At 62.3% G+C, this 15,271-nt stretch carries 11 protein-coding genes, 2 tRNA genes and 3 rRNA genes; 11 read left to right on the top strand and 5 right to left on the bottom strand.

Translation table 11 applies throughout. The features are described 5' to 3' along the window. Positions 1-22 precede the first annotated feature (22 nt). The 10 genes from ACEN9G_RS08420 to ACEN9G_RS08375 all read left to right on the top strand — a co-directional run bounded on the left by ACEN9G_RS08420 (position 23) and on the right by ACEN9G_RS08375 (position 9,917). The gene (locus ACEN9G_RS08420) at positions 23-904 is read left to right on the top strand and encodes a LysR family transcriptional regulator (protein ID WP_413341049.1); all 882 of its coding nucleotides are present in this window, start codon (positions 23-25) and stop codon (positions 902-904) included. 105 nt (positions 905-1,009) lie between these two features. Continuing rightward, entirely contained in the window at positions 1,010-2,440 is a 1,431-nt protein-coding gene (locus ACEN9G_RS08415) for an aldehyde dehydrogenase family protein (protein WP_413341048.1), read from the top strand. Further along, entirely contained in the window at positions 2,424-3,341 is a 918-nt protein-coding gene (locus tag ACEN9G_RS08410) for an AraC family transcriptional regulator (RefSeq protein WP_413341046.1), read from the top strand. Before ACEN9G_RS08415 ends, ACEN9G_RS08410 begins: the two co-directional genes overlap by 17 nt. Before the next feature lie 8 nt (positions 3,342-3,349). Continuing rightward, on the top strand, positions 3,350-4,195 hold the full coding sequence (locus tag ACEN9G_RS08405) for an alpha/beta fold hydrolase (RefSeq protein ID WP_413341044.1): 846 nt from the start codon (positions 3,350-3,352) through the stop codon (positions 4,193-4,195). 378 nt (positions 4,196-4,573) lie between these two features. Then, positions 4,574-6,102: ribosomal RNA gene (locus ACEN9G_RS08400) — 16S ribosomal RNA — on the top strand. Between the two features lie 81 nt (positions 6,103-6,183). Continuing rightward, positions 6,184-6,260: transfer RNA gene (locus tag ACEN9G_RS08395), tRNA-Ile, on the top strand. A gap of 12 nt (positions 6,261-6,272) precedes the next feature. Continuing rightward, a tRNA-Ala gene (locus ACEN9G_RS08390) sits at positions 6,273-6,348 on the top strand. A gap of 206 nt (positions 6,349-6,554) precedes the next feature. After that, positions 6,555-9,448: ribosomal RNA gene (locus ACEN9G_RS08385) — 23S ribosomal RNA — on the top strand. A gap of 123 nt (positions 9,449-9,571) precedes the next feature. Beyond that, positions 9,572-9,684: ribosomal RNA gene (gene rrf / locus ACEN9G_RS08380) — 5S ribosomal RNA — on the top strand. The 16S, 23S and 5S rRNA genes sit together here with 2 tRNA genes alongside, the layout of an rRNA operon. A gap of 62 nt (positions 9,685-9,746) precedes the next feature. Then, positions 9,747-9,917 carry a hypothetical protein gene (locus ACEN9G_RS08375; protein WP_483126564.1) on the top strand — a complete coding sequence of 57 codons (171 nt, stop codon included), beginning with the start codon at positions 9,747-9,749 and terminating at the stop codon, positions 9,915-9,917. 9 nt (positions 9,918-9,926) lie between these two features. Here ACEN9G_RS08375 and ACEN9G_RS08370 read toward each other — a convergent pair whose 3' ends face one another. The 5 genes from ACEN9G_RS08370 to ACEN9G_RS08350 form a co-directional block, all read right to left on the bottom strand. After that, complete coding sequence (locus ACEN9G_RS08370) at positions 9,927-10,265, bottom strand: DUF1840 domain-containing protein (protein ID WP_413346153.1); 339 nt, start codon at positions 10,263-10,265, stop codon at positions 9,927-9,929. A 70-nt stretch (positions 10,266-10,335) separates the two neighbouring features. Then, positions 10,336-11,871, bottom strand: coding sequence for a putative ABC transporter permease subunit (locus ACEN9G_RS08365; RefSeq protein ID WP_483126563.1), 1,536 nt, complete (start codon positions 11,869-11,871; stop codon positions 10,336-10,338). Beyond that, positions 11,868-12,608, bottom strand: coding sequence for an ABC transporter ATP-binding protein (locus ACEN9G_RS08360; protein ID WP_413342260.1), 741 nt, complete (start codon positions 12,606-12,608; stop codon positions 11,868-11,870). The genes ACEN9G_RS08365 and ACEN9G_RS08360 overlap by 4 nt, the downstream gene beginning before the upstream one ends. Position 12,609: 1 nt before the next feature. Next, on the bottom strand, positions 12,610-13,125 hold the full coding sequence (locus tag ACEN9G_RS08355) for a hypothetical protein (RefSeq protein WP_413342262.1): 516 nt from the start codon (positions 13,123-13,125) through the stop codon (positions 12,610-12,612). Positions 13,126-13,152: 27 nt separating this feature from the next. Continuing rightward, positions 13,153-13,914 (bottom strand): SDR family oxidoreductase, encoded by a 762-nt coding sequence (locus ACEN9G_RS08350; protein ID WP_413342264.1) that lies wholly within the window; start codon positions 13,912-13,914, stop codon positions 13,153-13,155. 262 nt (positions 13,915-14,176) lie between these two features. Between ACEN9G_RS08350 and ACEN9G_RS08345 the strand changes: the two genes are divergently transcribed. Continuing rightward, a complete protein-coding gene (locus ACEN9G_RS08345) occupies positions 14,177-15,136 on the top strand; it encodes a GlxA family transcriptional regulator (RefSeq protein ID WP_413342266.1) in 960 nt (319 codons plus the stop codon). The last annotated feature ends 135 nt before the right edge of the window (positions 15,137-15,271 follow it).

The following is a 15,271-nucleotide window of genomic DNA, read 5'->3' as shown; positions in this document are numbered from 1 at the left end:
GATCATTCACTTCAATCGAACGATGACCCTCGACCAGCTCCGCATCTTCGTCGCCGTCGCCGAACGCCAGCATCTGACGCAGGCGGCGAATGTCCTCGCGCTGACACCGTCCGCCGTCAGCGCATCGCTGCGCGCGCTGGAAGAGCGTTACGGCACGCCGTTGTTCGACCGGGTCGGGCGGCGCATCGAAGTCAATGCCGCCGGCCGCATCTTCCTCGACGAGGCGCGCGCCACGCTGGCCCGCGCGGCCGGCGCCGAACGCGTGCTCGTCGAACTGGCCGGACTGGCGCGCGGTGTACTCGCGCTGCAGGCCAGCCAGACGATCGCCAGCTACTGGCTGCCGCCGCTGCTCGTGCGCTTTCGCGAGACGCATCCGCAGATCGACGTGCGGCTGGACGTCGGCAATACGCAGTCCGTGGCGGACGCGGTGCGCGAGGGCGAGGCCGATCTCGGACTCGTGGAGGGCGGCATCGACGATGCGGCGCTGGTCGCGGAGCGCATCGGCCAGGATCACATGGCCATCGTCGTCGCGCCCGGCCATCCGTGGGCACGCAAGCGCAGGCTCGCCGCCGCCGACCTGCAGGCTGCCCGCTGGATCATGCGCGAGCCGGGATCGGGCACGCGGTCCGCGCTCGAAGAGATGCTGGCGGCGCAGGGCGTCGACCTGGCCGCGCTGCAGGTCGCGCTGACCCTGCCGTCCAACGAGGCCGTGCGCGCGGCCGTGATGAGCGCGGGCTTCGTGGCCGTCTTGTCGGAACTGGTCGCGGCGCCGTACATCGCGGCGGGTTTGCTCGCCAAGGTGCGCGTGGACCTGCCGCCGCGCGACTTCTTCCTGCTGCGCCACCGCGAACGCTATCGCAGCCGCGCGGCGCAGGCGTTCGAGGCGCTGGTGCGCACTGCCTGATCCGCGCCAGATCGGCAGGATCGGGCAATCCTTCGTCAGTATCCTGCTACCGCCGGGCGGGCCCGGACTCCTATGATGAATCCATCGTTCACGAGGAGCCCTGCCATGAAAACCATCGATACCATTTATATCAACGGCGCGTTCGTTGCCCCGCACGGGCGCGAGCCGCTCGTCCTGCTCGATCCCGTCACCGAGCGCGAAACGACGACCGTGATCCTGGCCGACGAGGTCGACGCGCAGCGCGCGATCGCGGCGGCGAAGGCGGCGTTGCCGGCCGTGGCGCGCACGACGCGGGAAGAACGCATGGACTGGCTGCAGCGCCTGCACGACGCCGTCGGCGCCGCCGAACAGGACATCGTCGACGTCATGGTCGCCGAATACGGCGGCACGACGGCGATGGCGACGGGGACCGCGCGCCGCGCCGCCGCATCGTTCGCGATCGCGCGCCGGCTGCTGGGTGAATATGCCTTCGAGCGCGAGGTCGGCGGCGCGCGCGTGACGATGGTGCCGCATGGCGTCGTCGGGCTGATCACGCCGTGGAATGCGAACATCGGCTTCATCGCGACCAAGCTGTCGATGGCGATCGCCGCCGGCAGCACGGCCGTCGTCAAGCCCAGCGAACTGAGTGCCGCGCAGACGGAGCTCATCACCCGCGTGATGCACGGCGCGGGACTGCCGCCGGGGGTCTTCAATATCGTCACGGGCCGCGGCGACGTCGTCGGCGCGGAGATCACGCGCCACCCCGACATCGCCAAGATCTCGTTCACGGGGTCCACGAGCGTCGGCAAGGCGATCGCGCGCGGCGCCGTCGACACCATGAAACGGGTGACGCTGGAACTGGGCGGCAAATCGCCGACCGTCCTGCTCGACGATGCCGACTTCGCGAAGGCGATGCCGCTGGCGGCGCTGGCCGCCGTGATGAACAGCGGCCAGGCGTGCATCGCGGGCACGCGGCTGCTGGTGCCTGCGAGCCGCGTCGCCGAGGCGCATGCGTTGGCGGTGCGCGCGTTCGAGGACCTGGTCGTCGGCCCGACGAGCGACCCGCGCGTGAACGTGGGGCCGATGGTCACGCGCAAGCAGTACGAGCGCGTGCAGGACTATATCCGCAAGGGGATCGAGGAGGGCGCGACCCTGCTGGCGGGCGGGCCGGGGCGTCCGGACCGGCTGGAACGGGGCTATTTCGTGCGGCCGACCGTGTTCGGCGACGTCCGCAACGACATGGCCATCGCCCGCGACGAGATCTTCGGGCCCGTCCTGTCCATCATCCCGTACCGCGACGACGACGAGGCGATCGCCATCGCCAACGACACGCCATATGGTTTGCACGCGTACGTGTTCGGCGCGGACCTGGCGCACGCGAACCGCGTGGCGGCCGGCATTCAGGCAGGGCGCGTGTTCGTGAATGGATTGTATGATGCACCGGAAGCCCCGTTCGGCGGCTTCAAGCAGTCCGGCCTGGGACGCGAGTTCGGTGTCTTCGGCCTGGAGACCTATCTCGAACCGAAAGCCATCATGGGTCATGACAAGGCACTCTGAAACCCGGCTCCTGGACCTCGTCGGGCAGGCGATGCGCGGCGCGGGCGTGGGCAACCTCGACCTGGCGACGGGGCTGCCCTGGCTCTGGCTCATACGCCGGCCGGCGCCGACGCCCGCCGGGCGCGGCATCCTGACGCCGTCCGTCTGCCTGCTCGTGCAGGGCGAGAAGGAGATGCTGGTCGGCTCGCAGGTGCTGCGCTACGGCCCCGGGTGTTATGTGCAGGCGGGTCTGGCGATGCCCGTGTCCGGCCAGGTCATACGCGCAACCGATGCGGCGCCGTACTACGGCATCCGCGTCGACATCGATCCGAAGGAGGTGGCGGCGTTCGTGCTGGAGATGCAACTGCAGCTGCCGCTGGCGGACGCCGACCCGCCCGCGATCACGGTCGAACGTGCGGACGATGCGATGCTGGACGTGTTCGTGCGGCTTCTCCGTCTGCTCGACCGGCCGCGCGACCTGCCCGTGCTGGGCCGCCTGCTCAAGCAGGAGCTGATTTATCACCTCGTAACGGCGCCGGGCGGGGCGACGCTGAGTCGGGGCGTCGTCGGCAGCCAGCGCGAGCGCGCGGTGGGCGAGGCCATACAATGGATCCGCACGCATTACAACGAGCCGCTCAGCATCGACGCGCTGGCGCGCACGGTGCACATGAGTCCTTCGGTACTGCACCGCCGCTTCAAGGCCGCCACGGTGATGAGCCCTTTGCAGTACCAGAAGCAGGTGCGGCTGCTCGAGGCGCGCAAGATGCTGATGAGCGGCGACGTCGAGGCGGCCAGTGTCGCCTACGAGGTGGGCTATGAAAGCCCGTCGCAGTTCAGCCGCGAGTACCGCCGCCTGTTCGGCGCGCCGCCGTTGAAGGATGCGGAGCAGTTGCGGCGGCAGCCCGTCGGCGCACAACCGTAGGAGCCGAGATGACGGAAACAGACCTGGCACTGGATGACGGGCGCACGCTGCACTTTTACGAGCAGGGGAGTGGCCGCCTGGCGGTTTTCTGGCTGCACGGGACGCCGAACATCGGTCTGCCGCCCGAGCCGCTGTTTGCCGACGCTGCCCGTCTGGGGCTGCGCTGGATCGGCTACGACCGCCCTGGCTATGGCGGCTCGACGCCGCGACCGGGGCGCGATGTCGCGTCGGCTGCCCTCGACGTCGCGCGGATCGCCGACCGGCTCGGCATCGGCCAATTCGCTGTTGTCGGCCACTCGGGCGGCGGTCCGCACGCGCTTGCCTGTGCCGCGCTGTTGCCGGACCGCGTTCTGGCTGCCGTCAGCATCGCCGGGCTGGCGCCCTTCGACGCCGCGGGACTCGACTGGTTCGCCGGGATGCGGCCATCCGGCATCGCGGGCCTGCGCGCCGCGCGGGCGGGCAGGGCGGAGAAGGCCGCGTACGAAGCTGCGTCCCCGGAATTCGATCGGGAATCGTTCATCGAGGCCGACTGGAATGCGTTGGCGGGACCGTGGTCGTGGTTCGATCGTGTCGTCGGGCCGGCGCTGGCGGCCGGGTCCGATGGCCTGATCGATGACGACGTCGCGTATGTCTCGCCGTGGGGTTTTGATTGCGCGTGTATTACGCGGCCGGTGCTCCTGCTGCACGGCGGGCAGGACCGGATGGTGCCGACGTCGCATGCCGAATGGCTGGCGCGTCACTGTCCTTCGGCCGTGTCGTGGCTGCAGCTCGAAGATGGTCATATCTCTATATTGAGTGCGGCACCGCGTGCGCTGGCGTGGCTGAAACAGCATGCCGCGGCGCCAGCTATTTGATACGGCTGAGCTTGCAAGGTTGCTGGGCGGTTGCTATACTGCGCGTCCGCTTCACGGCACGGTCGAAATCCAGAGGAAATCGACGCCACGAAGCGGGAAAAAGAAGTTGACGAACATCGCGAAACACTGCATAATCTCGCTTCTCTGCTGCTGACGAACAAAACGATTCGCAAGCGCAGCAAGGCAGTACCGAACACAGTTCTTTAACAATCAACAGTCGATAAGTGTGGGCGTTTGATGAAGTGCCAGTATCGCTTCGGTGATACTGAATGCTTAAATTATCAAATGTTCACGCAAAAGAAATACGTTGCTCAGCAATGAGTGACGGTCAGTATTTTGAGTGAGCGACATGCTACGAAAGTAGCAAAAACAGAGATTAAACTGAAGAGTTTGATCCTGGCTCAGATTGAACGCTGGCGGCATGCTTTACACATGCAAGTCGAACGGCAGCGCGGGGCAACCTGGCGGCGAGTGGCGAACGGGTGAGTAATATATCGGAACGTACCCAAGAGTGGGGGATAACGTAGCGAAAGTTACGCTAATACCGCATACGATCCAAGGATGAAAGTGGGGGACCTTCGGGCCTCATGCTCCTGGAGCGGCCGATATCTGATTAGCTAGTTGGTGAGGTAAAGGCTCACCAAGGCGACGATCAGTAGCTGGTCTGAGAGGACGACCAGCCACACTGGGACTGAGACACGGCCCAGACTCCTACGGGAGGCAGCAGTGGGGAATTTTGGACAATGGGCGCAAGCCTGATCCAGCAATGCCGCGTGAGTGAAGAAGGCCTTCGGGTTGTAAAGCTCTTTTGTCAGGGAAGAAACGGTTCAGGCTAATATCCTGGGCTAATGACGGTACCTGAAGAATAAGCACCGGCTAACTACGTGCCAGCAGCCGCGGTAATACGTAGGGTGCAAGCGTTAATCGGAATTACTGGGCGTAAAGCGTGCGCAGGCGGTTTTGTAAGTCTGTCGTGAAAGCCCCGGGCTTAACCTGGGAATTGCGATGGAGACTGCAAGGCTTGAATCTGGCAGAGGGGGGTAGAATTCCACGTGTAGCAGTGAAATGCGTAGAGATGTGGAGGAACACCGATGGCGAAGGCAGCCCCCTGGGTCAAGATTGACGCTCATGCACGAAAGCGTGGGGAGCAAACAGGATTAGATACCCTGGTAGTCCACGCCCTAAACGATGTCTACTAGTTGTCGGGTCTTAATTGACTTGGTAACGCAGCTAACGCGTGAAGTAGACCGCCTGGGGAGTACGGTCGCAAGATTAAAACTCAAAGGAATTGACGGGGACCCGCACAAGCGGTGGATGATGTGGATTAATTCGATGCAACGCGAAAAACCTTACCTACCCTTGACATGTCAGGAACCCTCGAGAGATTGAGGGGTGCCCGAAAGGGAGCCTGAACACAGGTGCTGCATGGCTGTCGTCAGCTCGTGTCGTGAGATGTTGGGTTAAGTCCCGCAACGAGCGCAACCCTTGTCATTAGTTGCTACGAAAGGGCACTCTAATGAGACTGCCGGTGACAAACCGGAGGAAGGTGGGGATGACGTCAAGTCCTCATGGCCCTTATGGGTAGGGCTTCACACGTCATACAATGGTACATACAGAGGGCCGCCAACCCGCGAGGGGGAGCTAATCCCAGAAAGTGTATCGTAGTCCGGATCGCAGTCTGCAACTCGACTGCGTGAAGTTGGAATCGCTAGTAATCGCGGATCAGCATGCCGCGGTGAATACGTTCCCGGGTCTTGTACACACCGCCCGTCACACCATGGGAGCGGGTTTTACCAGAAGTAGGTAGCTTAACCGCAAGGAGGGCGCTTACCACGGTAGGATTCGTGACTGGGGTGAAGTCGTAACAAGGTAGCCGTATCGGAAGGTGCGGCTGGATCACCTCCTTTCTAGAGTGGCACGGGAGCTTACGCTCCATCATCAAGCGCCCACGCTTATCGACTGTTCAAAGTTAAACGAGAAGAGTTTTCGGGGCTGTAGCTCAGCTGGTTAGAGCACCGTGTTGATAACGCGGGGGTCGTTGGTTCGAGTCCAACCAGCCCTACCACGTTACCAAAATGGGGGATTAGCTCAGCTGGGAGAGCACCTGCTTTGCAAGCAGGGGGTCGTCGGTTCGATCCCGTCATCCTCCACCACTACCTTTACGTAAGACGCTGGTTTTAGGTAAGTGTAGTTCTCGTTCTTTAACAATCTGGAAGAAGTAAAGTTTTCTTTAAGCGTGTAGCTAACGAAAGTTGGATGCACACTTAGGGTAGTAATCTGTATGTATCAACAAACATAGTAAGCTGAACTCTTGTTGTTATGACGTTCCCTGATACTCATGCAGGGGCCAACGTTATAGGGACAAGTGAATAAGTGCACATGGTGGATGCCTTGGCGATTACAGGCGATGAAGGACGTAGTAGCTTGCGATAAGCTGCGGGGAGTGAGCAAACACACTTTGATCCGCAGATTTCCGAATGGGGAAACCCGGCCTTTTAGGTCATTGCATACTGAATACATAGGTATGCAAAGCGAACGCGGCGAACTGAAACATCTAAGTAGCTGCAGGAAAAGAAATCAACCGAGATTCCCAAAGTAGTGGCGAGCGAAATGGGATGAGCCTTGTACGTGATAGTCGATCGAATAGTGGAACAGCCTGGAAATGCTGGCCATAGAGGGTGATAGCCCCTTACACGAAATTCGAACGGTGGTACTAAGCGTACGACAAGTAGGGCGGGACACGAGAAATCCTGTCTGAAGATGGGGGGACCATCCTCCAAGGCTAAATACTCGTAATCGACCGATAGTGAACCAGTACCGTGAGGGAAAGGCGAAAAGAACCCCGGGAGGGGAGTGAAATAGATCCTGAAACCGTGTGCATACAAACAGTCGGAGCCTCTTCGTGGGGTGACGGCGTACCTTTTGTATAATGGGTCAGCGACTTACATTCAGTGGCGAGGTTAACCGAATAGGGGAGCCGTAGAGAAATCGAGTCCGAACAGGGCGACAGTCGCTGGGTGTAGACCCGAAACCAGGTGATCTACCCATGGCCAGGATGAAGGTGCGGTAACACGCCCTGGAGGTCCGAACCCACTAATGTTGAAAAATTAGGGGATGAGCTGTGGGTAGGGGTGAAAGGCTAAACAAACCTGGAAATAGCTGGTTCTCTCCGAAAACTATTTAGGTAGTGCCTCAAGTATCACCATCGGGGGTAGAGCACTGTTATGGCTAGGGGGTCATTGCGACTTACCAAACCATTGCAAACTCCGAATACCGATGAGTGCGAGCTTGGGAGACAGACGTCGGGTGCTAACGTCCGGCGTCAAGAGGGAAACAACCCAGACCGCCAGCTAAGGTCCCAAAGATTGGCTAAGTGGAAAACGAAGTGGGAAGGCTAAAACAGTCAGGATGTTGGCTTAGAAGCAGCCATCATTTAAAGAAAGCGTAATAGCTCACTGATCGAGTCGTCCTGCGCGGAAGATGTAACGGGGCTAAGCCAGTCACCGAAGCTGCGGATATGTTTCTTAGTATTTATACTTTGATCCATATGGTAGGAGAGCGTTCCGTAAGCCTGAGAAGGTGTCTTGTAAAGGATGCTGGAGGTATCGGAAGTGCGAATGCTGACATGAGTAGCGATAAAGAGGGTGAAAAGCCCTCTCGCCGAAAGCCCAAGGTTTCCTGTTCAACGTTCATCGGAGCAGGGTGAGTCGGCCCCTAAGGCGAGGCAGAGATGCGTAGCTGATGGGAAGCAGGTTAATATTCCTGCACCGTCGTATGATGCGATGGGGGGACGGATCGCGGAAGGTTGTCCAACTGTTGGAATAGTTGGTTCTTGACTCATAGAAGGCGCTTAGGCAAATCCGGGCGCGTAATTCAAGGGGTCGAGACGTGTGTCCTTGTGACACGAAGCAATCGGAAGTGGTTCCAAGAAAAGCCTCTAAGCTTCAGTCATACGAGACCGTACCGCAAACCGACACAGGTGGGCGAGATGAGTATTCTAAGGCGCTTGAGAGAACTCGGGAGAAGGAACTCGGCAAATTGGTACCGTAACTTCGGGATAAGGTACGCCCCGGTAGCTTGAATGGTTTTACTCCATGAGGGTGAAAGGGTTGCAATAAACTGGTGGCTGCGACTGTTTAATAAAAACACAGCACTCTGCAAACACGAAAGTGGACGTATAGGGTGTGACGCCTGCCCGGTGCTGGAAGATTAAATGATGGGGTGCAAGCTCTTGATTGAAGTCCCAGTAAACGGCGGCCGTAACTATAACGGTCCTAAGGTAGCGAAATTCCTTGTCGGGTAAGTTCCGACCTGCACGAATGGCGTAACGATGGCCACACTGTCTCCTCCCGAGACTCAGCGAAGTTGAAATGTTTGTGATGATGCAATCTACCCGCGGCTAGACGGAAAGACCCCATGAACCTTTACTGTAGCTTTGCATTGGACTTTGAACCAATCTGTGTAGGATAGGTGGGAGGCTTTGAAGCGGGGACGCCAGTTCTCGTGGAGCCAACCTTGAAATACCACCCTGGTTCGTTTGAGGTTCTAACCTTGGCCCGTGATCCGGGTCGGGGACAGTGCATGGTAGGCAGTTTGACTGGGGCGGTCTCCTCCTAAAGTGTAACGGAGGAGTTCGAAGGTACGCTAGGTACGGTCGGACATCGTGCTAATAGTGCAATGGCATAAGCGTGCTTAACTGCGAGACCGACAAGTCGAGCAGGTACGAAAGTAGGACATAGTGATCCGGTGGTTCTGTATGGAAGGGCCATCGCTCAACGGATAAAAGGTACTCTGGGGATAACAGGCTGATTCCTCCCAAGAGTTCATATCGACGGGGGAGTTTGGCACCTCGATGTCGGCTCATCACATCCTGGGGCTGTAGCCGGTCCCAAGGGTATGGCTGTTCGCCATTTAAAGTGGTACGTGAGCTGGGTTTAAAACGTCGTGAGACAGTTTGGTCCCTATCTGCCGTGGGCGTTGGAAATTTGAAGGGGGCTGCTCCTAGTACGAGAGGACCGGAGTGGACGAACCTCTGGTGTACCGGTTGTCACGCCAGTGGCATTGCCGGGTAGCTAAGTTCGGAAGAGATAACCGCTGAAAGCATCTAAGCGGGAAACTCGCCTTGAGATGAGATTTCCCGGAGCCTTGAGCTCCTTGAAGGGTCGTTCGAGACCAGGACGTTGATAGGTCAGGTGTGGAAGTGCAGTAATGCATTAAGCTAACTGATACTAATTGCCCGTACGGCTTGTCCCTATAACATTGGCAGTCATGCCAACGCAAGGGTTCGGCTGTTTGTTGAGACAACAGATTACGAAAACTGCTTCTTCCGGATTCAGAGTGACGCATGCATAAGCTGCGGCACTCGTACAAGTTATGCCTGATGACCATAGCAAGTCTGTACCACCCCTTCCCATCCCGAACAGGACCGTGAAAAGACTCTGCGCCGATGATAGTGCTGCAACCAGTGTGAAAGTAGGTTATCGTCAGGCTAGTTATTAGAAAAGCCCGCTCAGTATGCACTGAGCGGGCTTTTTGCTTTTCTACGGCAAAAATGCCGAGGATTAAGCGCATCTCCTGCTCGACCCAGCTGGTACGTCCGTACAAACTGGCGAGCGGGAACGTGCAGATAGAAGCGAGCATCGGCGTGGCCCTGCAGTTGCCGTATGAACTGCAGGACCCTGTCCACCCGGTGGCGGAAGCGATCGAGCGGAAAACGTCCTGATCGGGCGGGTCAGACGCCCCAGAGCACGTCGGTCTGCTGGTCGCGCGAGGCGCGCAGCATTTCCAGCAGCGGGAACGCGCGGGTCGAGAACGTCACGGTCTCGAACGGCTGGTGTTCCGCGTCCTCTTCGCCTTGATGGGCCTTGACGTCCTGTTCCATCTCGTCGGTGGCCTGGTGCTTCCGGCTTTCTTCGATCTCGTTTTCCAGCAGTCTGACGGCTTGCGTCGCTTCTTCGGCGGTGATGACACCGCGTTCACTGTCCTTGTGCAGGAGGTCCAGGATCCGCTTGGCGTGGTCCTGGTACATCATGACGTTCGGGTAAGCCTTGGATTTAAAGGTGATTAACATAGTTGTCTCATTCTATTGTGAGTAGCCCAACGATATCACGAGTCGGGCCTGGAGGTCAGTGGGCTACCTCTCACACCGGGCGCCGCCGCATTGCGCGGGCCAGTAGCAGCACGAGCAGCCCCGCCGCCAGCACCGCCGCCGCGGCCGGCAGCATCCAGGCCGGTCCGCCCGCCGCCAGCGCGACGAGGAGCCAGCCGAGCCCGCCCCAGCACAGGCTGCTGACCAGTTCCAGCATCGTGCACAGGAAATTTTCCTTGCCGCGCGTCTTGAAATCGCTGCGGGGAGCGGGGCGACCCGTCCACTGCACGATCAGGCCGGCGCTCAGCACGGCCGCGCTGACCGGGAACGCGACGAGCAGGCCCGTCAGCGGCGTGCGCACGACGAGCCATAGCAGCGGCAGCGCGACGAGCAGCAGGGCCGGCATCGTCGCCGCCGCCAGCTTGGCCAGTTGCAGCGTGCGGCGCGGCGCCGGAGCCGACAGCAGCAGGTCGGGCGCATCTTCGGCCGAGATCACGATCCACGCCAGGCTACCCGTCAACGAACTGCACAGCAGCGTGAGGCCGGCGCCCAGCGCGGGGCCGGCCGAGTCGCCGCGTAGGATCAGGAACAGCAGCGGCACGAGGTAGACCAGCTGCAGCAGCACCTGCGCGATCAGGTGCGGGTCGCGCGCGATCAGGCGCCATTCCTTGATGACGACCGTGTCGAACAGGCTGGCGCGGAAACCGAAGCGCAGCGCGCCGGCCGGGCGGGCGCGGACGCGGCCCATGCCGGCGGCCTGCTGCAGGCCATGGACGAAGAAGCGGTGCGTGCGGGCCAGGGTCAGCATGAACGCGAGCCCCGCCAGCAGGACGGCGCCCAGCAGCGGCAGCGGCGCACCGAGGACGGCGTGGCCGGGTAGCCACAACACGCTGTCCGGCCCGAACAGGGACTGGTGCGTCATCATCTCCATGATGCGCGGCCCCACGGTCCCGTCATGGCGCGTGAAGTTATATGCCTGCGACAGCAGGAAGATCAGCGCGCCCGCGATGGCGCCCAGCACCTGCGCCACCACGCGCGTGCGGCGCGCGCCCAGCACGCGCACGAGGCCCAGCGTCAGCAGCATGCCTGCGCAGGCCGTCAGCGTCGCGCAGGCGGCGATTGTCACGTACAGGCCGAGCCAGCCGGGATGGCCCAGCACCAACGCGACGTTGGCGAACGGGCCGGCCAGGTACACGTAGGGCAGGGCGGTGGCGGCCGCGATGCCGAGCAGACGCACCGCGAAGATGCTGCGCGAGGGCAGGGGCGACGACAGCAGCAGATCGAGGTCGCCGCGCTCGAACAGCGCCAGCACGCAGGCCCGCAGGCCGCTCGACAGCATGAAGGTCGAGCACACGACCACCAGCAGGCTGATAGGGATCGCGAGCAGCGCGTCGCCCATGCCGTCGCGGCCCAGTGCGCGCAGCAGCGCGAACGCGATCAGGTGCAATCCGATGAACCCGATCACGAACACGGCGATGGCGGGCCAGCCCGGACGCCGCCTGCCGCCCTTGTTGATGGTCGCGCCATACCAGGCCAGGCGCAGCTCGTGGCCCAGCAGCCAGCGAATGCTTCCGGGCGCGGCACTCACCCTGGCTGTCCTTCGGTCAGGTGCAGGAATACGTCTTCCAGGCTGCCGCCCTGGGTGCGCTCGCGGAGTTCGGCCAGCGTGCCTTCGGCGATCAGGCGGCCCTGGCGGATGATGCCGATGCGCTGCGCGAGACGTTCCGCCACCTCGAGGATGTGTGTCGTCAGGATCACGGTGCCGCCCTGTTCGACGTGCGACACGAGCAGGTCCTTCACCTGGCGCGCGGCGGCCGCATCGAGGCCGGTCAGCGGTTCGTCCAGGATCAGGAGCTCGGGCTCGTGGATCAGCGCCCCGGCCAGCGCCAGCTTCTGCTTCATCCCCCGCGAAAACCCTTCCGTCAGCTCGTGCGCGTGCTTCGTGAGGTCGAGCCAGTCGAGCAGGCGGCGCGCGCGCGGTTCGGCGTCCTGCGCGCGGATGCCCCACAGGCCGGCGACGAATTCCAGGTATTCGGTCGGCCGCAGTTTCCCGTACAGCAGCGGGTCGTCCGGCAGATAGGCCATGCCGCGCTTCGCGCCCGCGGGATCGCGCGCGAGGTCGATGCCGAGCACTTGCACGTCGCCGGCATCGGGGGCCAGCAGGCCGGTGACCATGCGCAAGGTCGTCGTCTTGCCGGCGCCGTTGGGGCCCAGCAGCGCGTACAGTTGGCCGCGCCGCACGGTCAGGTCGAGGCCGTCGACGGCGGGCCGGCCGAAGGATTTGCGCAGGCCGGACAGGCGCAGGGCAGGGGACTCGCTGTTCATCTCAGGGCAGTTTGAAAGAGGTGATGAATTGTTCGACCTGTTCGGCGGGCAGCGCATCCTTCTTGCCGATCGCGATCACCTGGTAGAAGCGCTTGCCGCGCGCCTCGAAGTGGCCGACGAGGTGCATGGTCTCGCCGTTGCGGGTGCCGCTGGCGTCGACGTCGCGCGTGGCGCGGTCCGTGTCCGCGGTCGCCTTCTGGCTGGTGACGGTGGCGCCGATGTTGCGCACCAGCGCGAGCTGCATCGCTTCCAGCGCGGCCTGGGCACGCGCCGCGTCCGGCGCTTCGGCCGCGCCGACGGCGAACGTCGCGCCATCGACCTCGGCCGCCGTCATCGTCATCGCGACCTGCATGCCGTCGAGGTCGATGGTGCGCGTGAACGTTGCCGGTTTCGCTGGGAACATGACGCGGTAGGGCGCGTCCGGACTTGCATAGTCGCGCCAGTTGTACTTGGGGGAACAGGCCGCCAGAAGCAGGCCGAGCGCGGCCACGAGGGCCGCGAAGCGTCGTCTTGTCATGACGACATGGTAACAGGGCCGGACGGTTCAGGCGACCGGGATCGGGTTCTCCGCGATGTGGGCGTTGAACTCGTGGACCAGCTTGTGCTCGTCCGGCCCGGCGTTGTTGCGCAGCGGGACGGCGATGTCGACCAGCGCTTCTTCGCGGTCCGTGGCCAGGGCCTGCATGGTCTGGGCAATGAAGGCGTCCAGCGGCATGGCGCGTGGGTCGTCGCCTTTGTGGATCAGGTCGGTGTTGACCCACGGCGGCGCGATTTCCTGCACCGTCACGCCGGTAGCGCGCAGCATGAAGCGCAGCGACAGCGTGTACGAGTGCAGCGCGGCCTTGGTGGCCGAATACACCGCGTTCGTGGCGATCGGCACGTAGGCCAGTACCGACGTGTTGTTGATGATCGTCGCGCGCGGCTGCTTCTTGAGGTGGCCGACGAGGGCGGACGTCATGCGGACCGGGCCGAGCAGATTCGTCTCGATGGTGGACACGGCCGTGGCGTCGTCGATCGTGCCGGACGGATCGTCGAACGGCATGATGCCGGCGTTGTTGACCAGGACGTTCAGCGCGGGACACTCGGCGATCAGGGCCGCGGCGGCGCGTTCGATGCTGGCCGGATCGGCGATGTCCAGCTCGACGGCGCGCATGCCCGGGTTGGCGCGCGTCACCTCGTCGAGCAGGGCCTTGCGGCGGCCGCCGATGATGACCTGGTTGCCCAGTTTATGAAACGCTTCCGCCAGGCCGCGGCCGATGCCCGAGGTACCGCCGGTGATGAAGATGGTATTGTTCGTGAGTTGCATGGTGATTCTCCGTTCTGGTTATCAGGGGTGTGGAAGATGTTGTCTTCTGGGATCAATGTTGGCGCAAACATGTCTGCCCTGAATGACAAAGAACCCTCGAATCAGGACAAAGTGTGCGTATGCACATATATTCGGAAGCCTATCTACTTTGTCAGTTGTTTTTGGTTGGACCGGAGCGGTTGTCGTATGATTACCATCATGCACTGCAGCAGACGCTGTGGCGCCGGACTCTCCGGCGAACCTGATCATCACTGAGGACAACATGAAACGCAGAATCGGACTCTTGCTGCCACCCGGCTTCCAGGTCCTGGATCTCATGGCGACAACGGTCTACGAACTGGCCAATACCTTGCTGGAAGAATCCATGTACGAGGTCACGATGCTGTCGGAGCATGGGGGCGCGATGACCAGTTCCTCGGGCATCAGCGTGCTCACGGAAGCCGTCACGCGCTACGACTACGACACCTTGCTCGTGGCGGGGCAGATGGCGCCGCGGCGTCCGTCGTCGCCGGGCTTCGTCGAGATCCTGCGCCAGGCCGGCGTGCAGTCGCGCCGCGTGGGCAGCATCTGCACGGGCGCCTTCCTGCTGGCCGAGGCGGGCCTGCTGGACGGCAAGCGTGCCACCACCCACTGGTCGCTGGCGCGCGACCTGCAGCGCATGTACCCGAAGGTGCGCGTCGAGGAAGACCGCATCTTCATCAACGAGGGCAAGGTGTGGTCGTCGGCCGGCATGACGGCTTGCGTCGACCTGTGCCTGGCCCTCGTCGAGAGCGACCACGGCATCGAGCTGTCGCGCAACATCGCCCGCAAGCTCGTCGTCTACCACCGCCGCAGCGGCGGCCAGTCGCAGTTCTCCGCGCTGCTGGAACTGGAGCCGAAGTCCGACCGCATCCAGCAGGCGCTGTCGTACGCCAAGCGCCACCTGCGCAAGCCGCTGTCCGTGGACGAGCTGGCCGAGGCGGCCAACCTGAGCACGCGCCAGTTCAGCCGCACGTTCCGCATCGAGACGGGCCAGTCGCCGGCCCGTGCGATCGAGGTGCTGCGCGTGGAAGCGGCGCGCGCCATGATCGAGGGCAGCAACCACTCGATCGACGTCGTCGCGCGCGAGACCGGTTTTTCCGATCCCGAGCGCATGCGCCGTGCCTTCCTGCGCGCCTTCGGCCAGCCGCCCCAGGCCATCAAGCGCGCGGCGCGCGAACAGCAGACCACGGGCCTCACCTGATCCTTCGACAGGGAAGCGATGGCCTGATTCGAGGCCGATTGGTCTCACGCGTCGTCCTCCGTTCTGAAAAGACGCCTGCATCAGGCAACCAGAACGGAGTCGACGATGTCCACCGAGCCCACCTCCCTGCCCAGA

This window comes from Massilia sp. Masssp94, from assembly GCF_059491305.1.
This window is presented reverse-complemented; position numbering and strand designations above follow the sequence as displayed.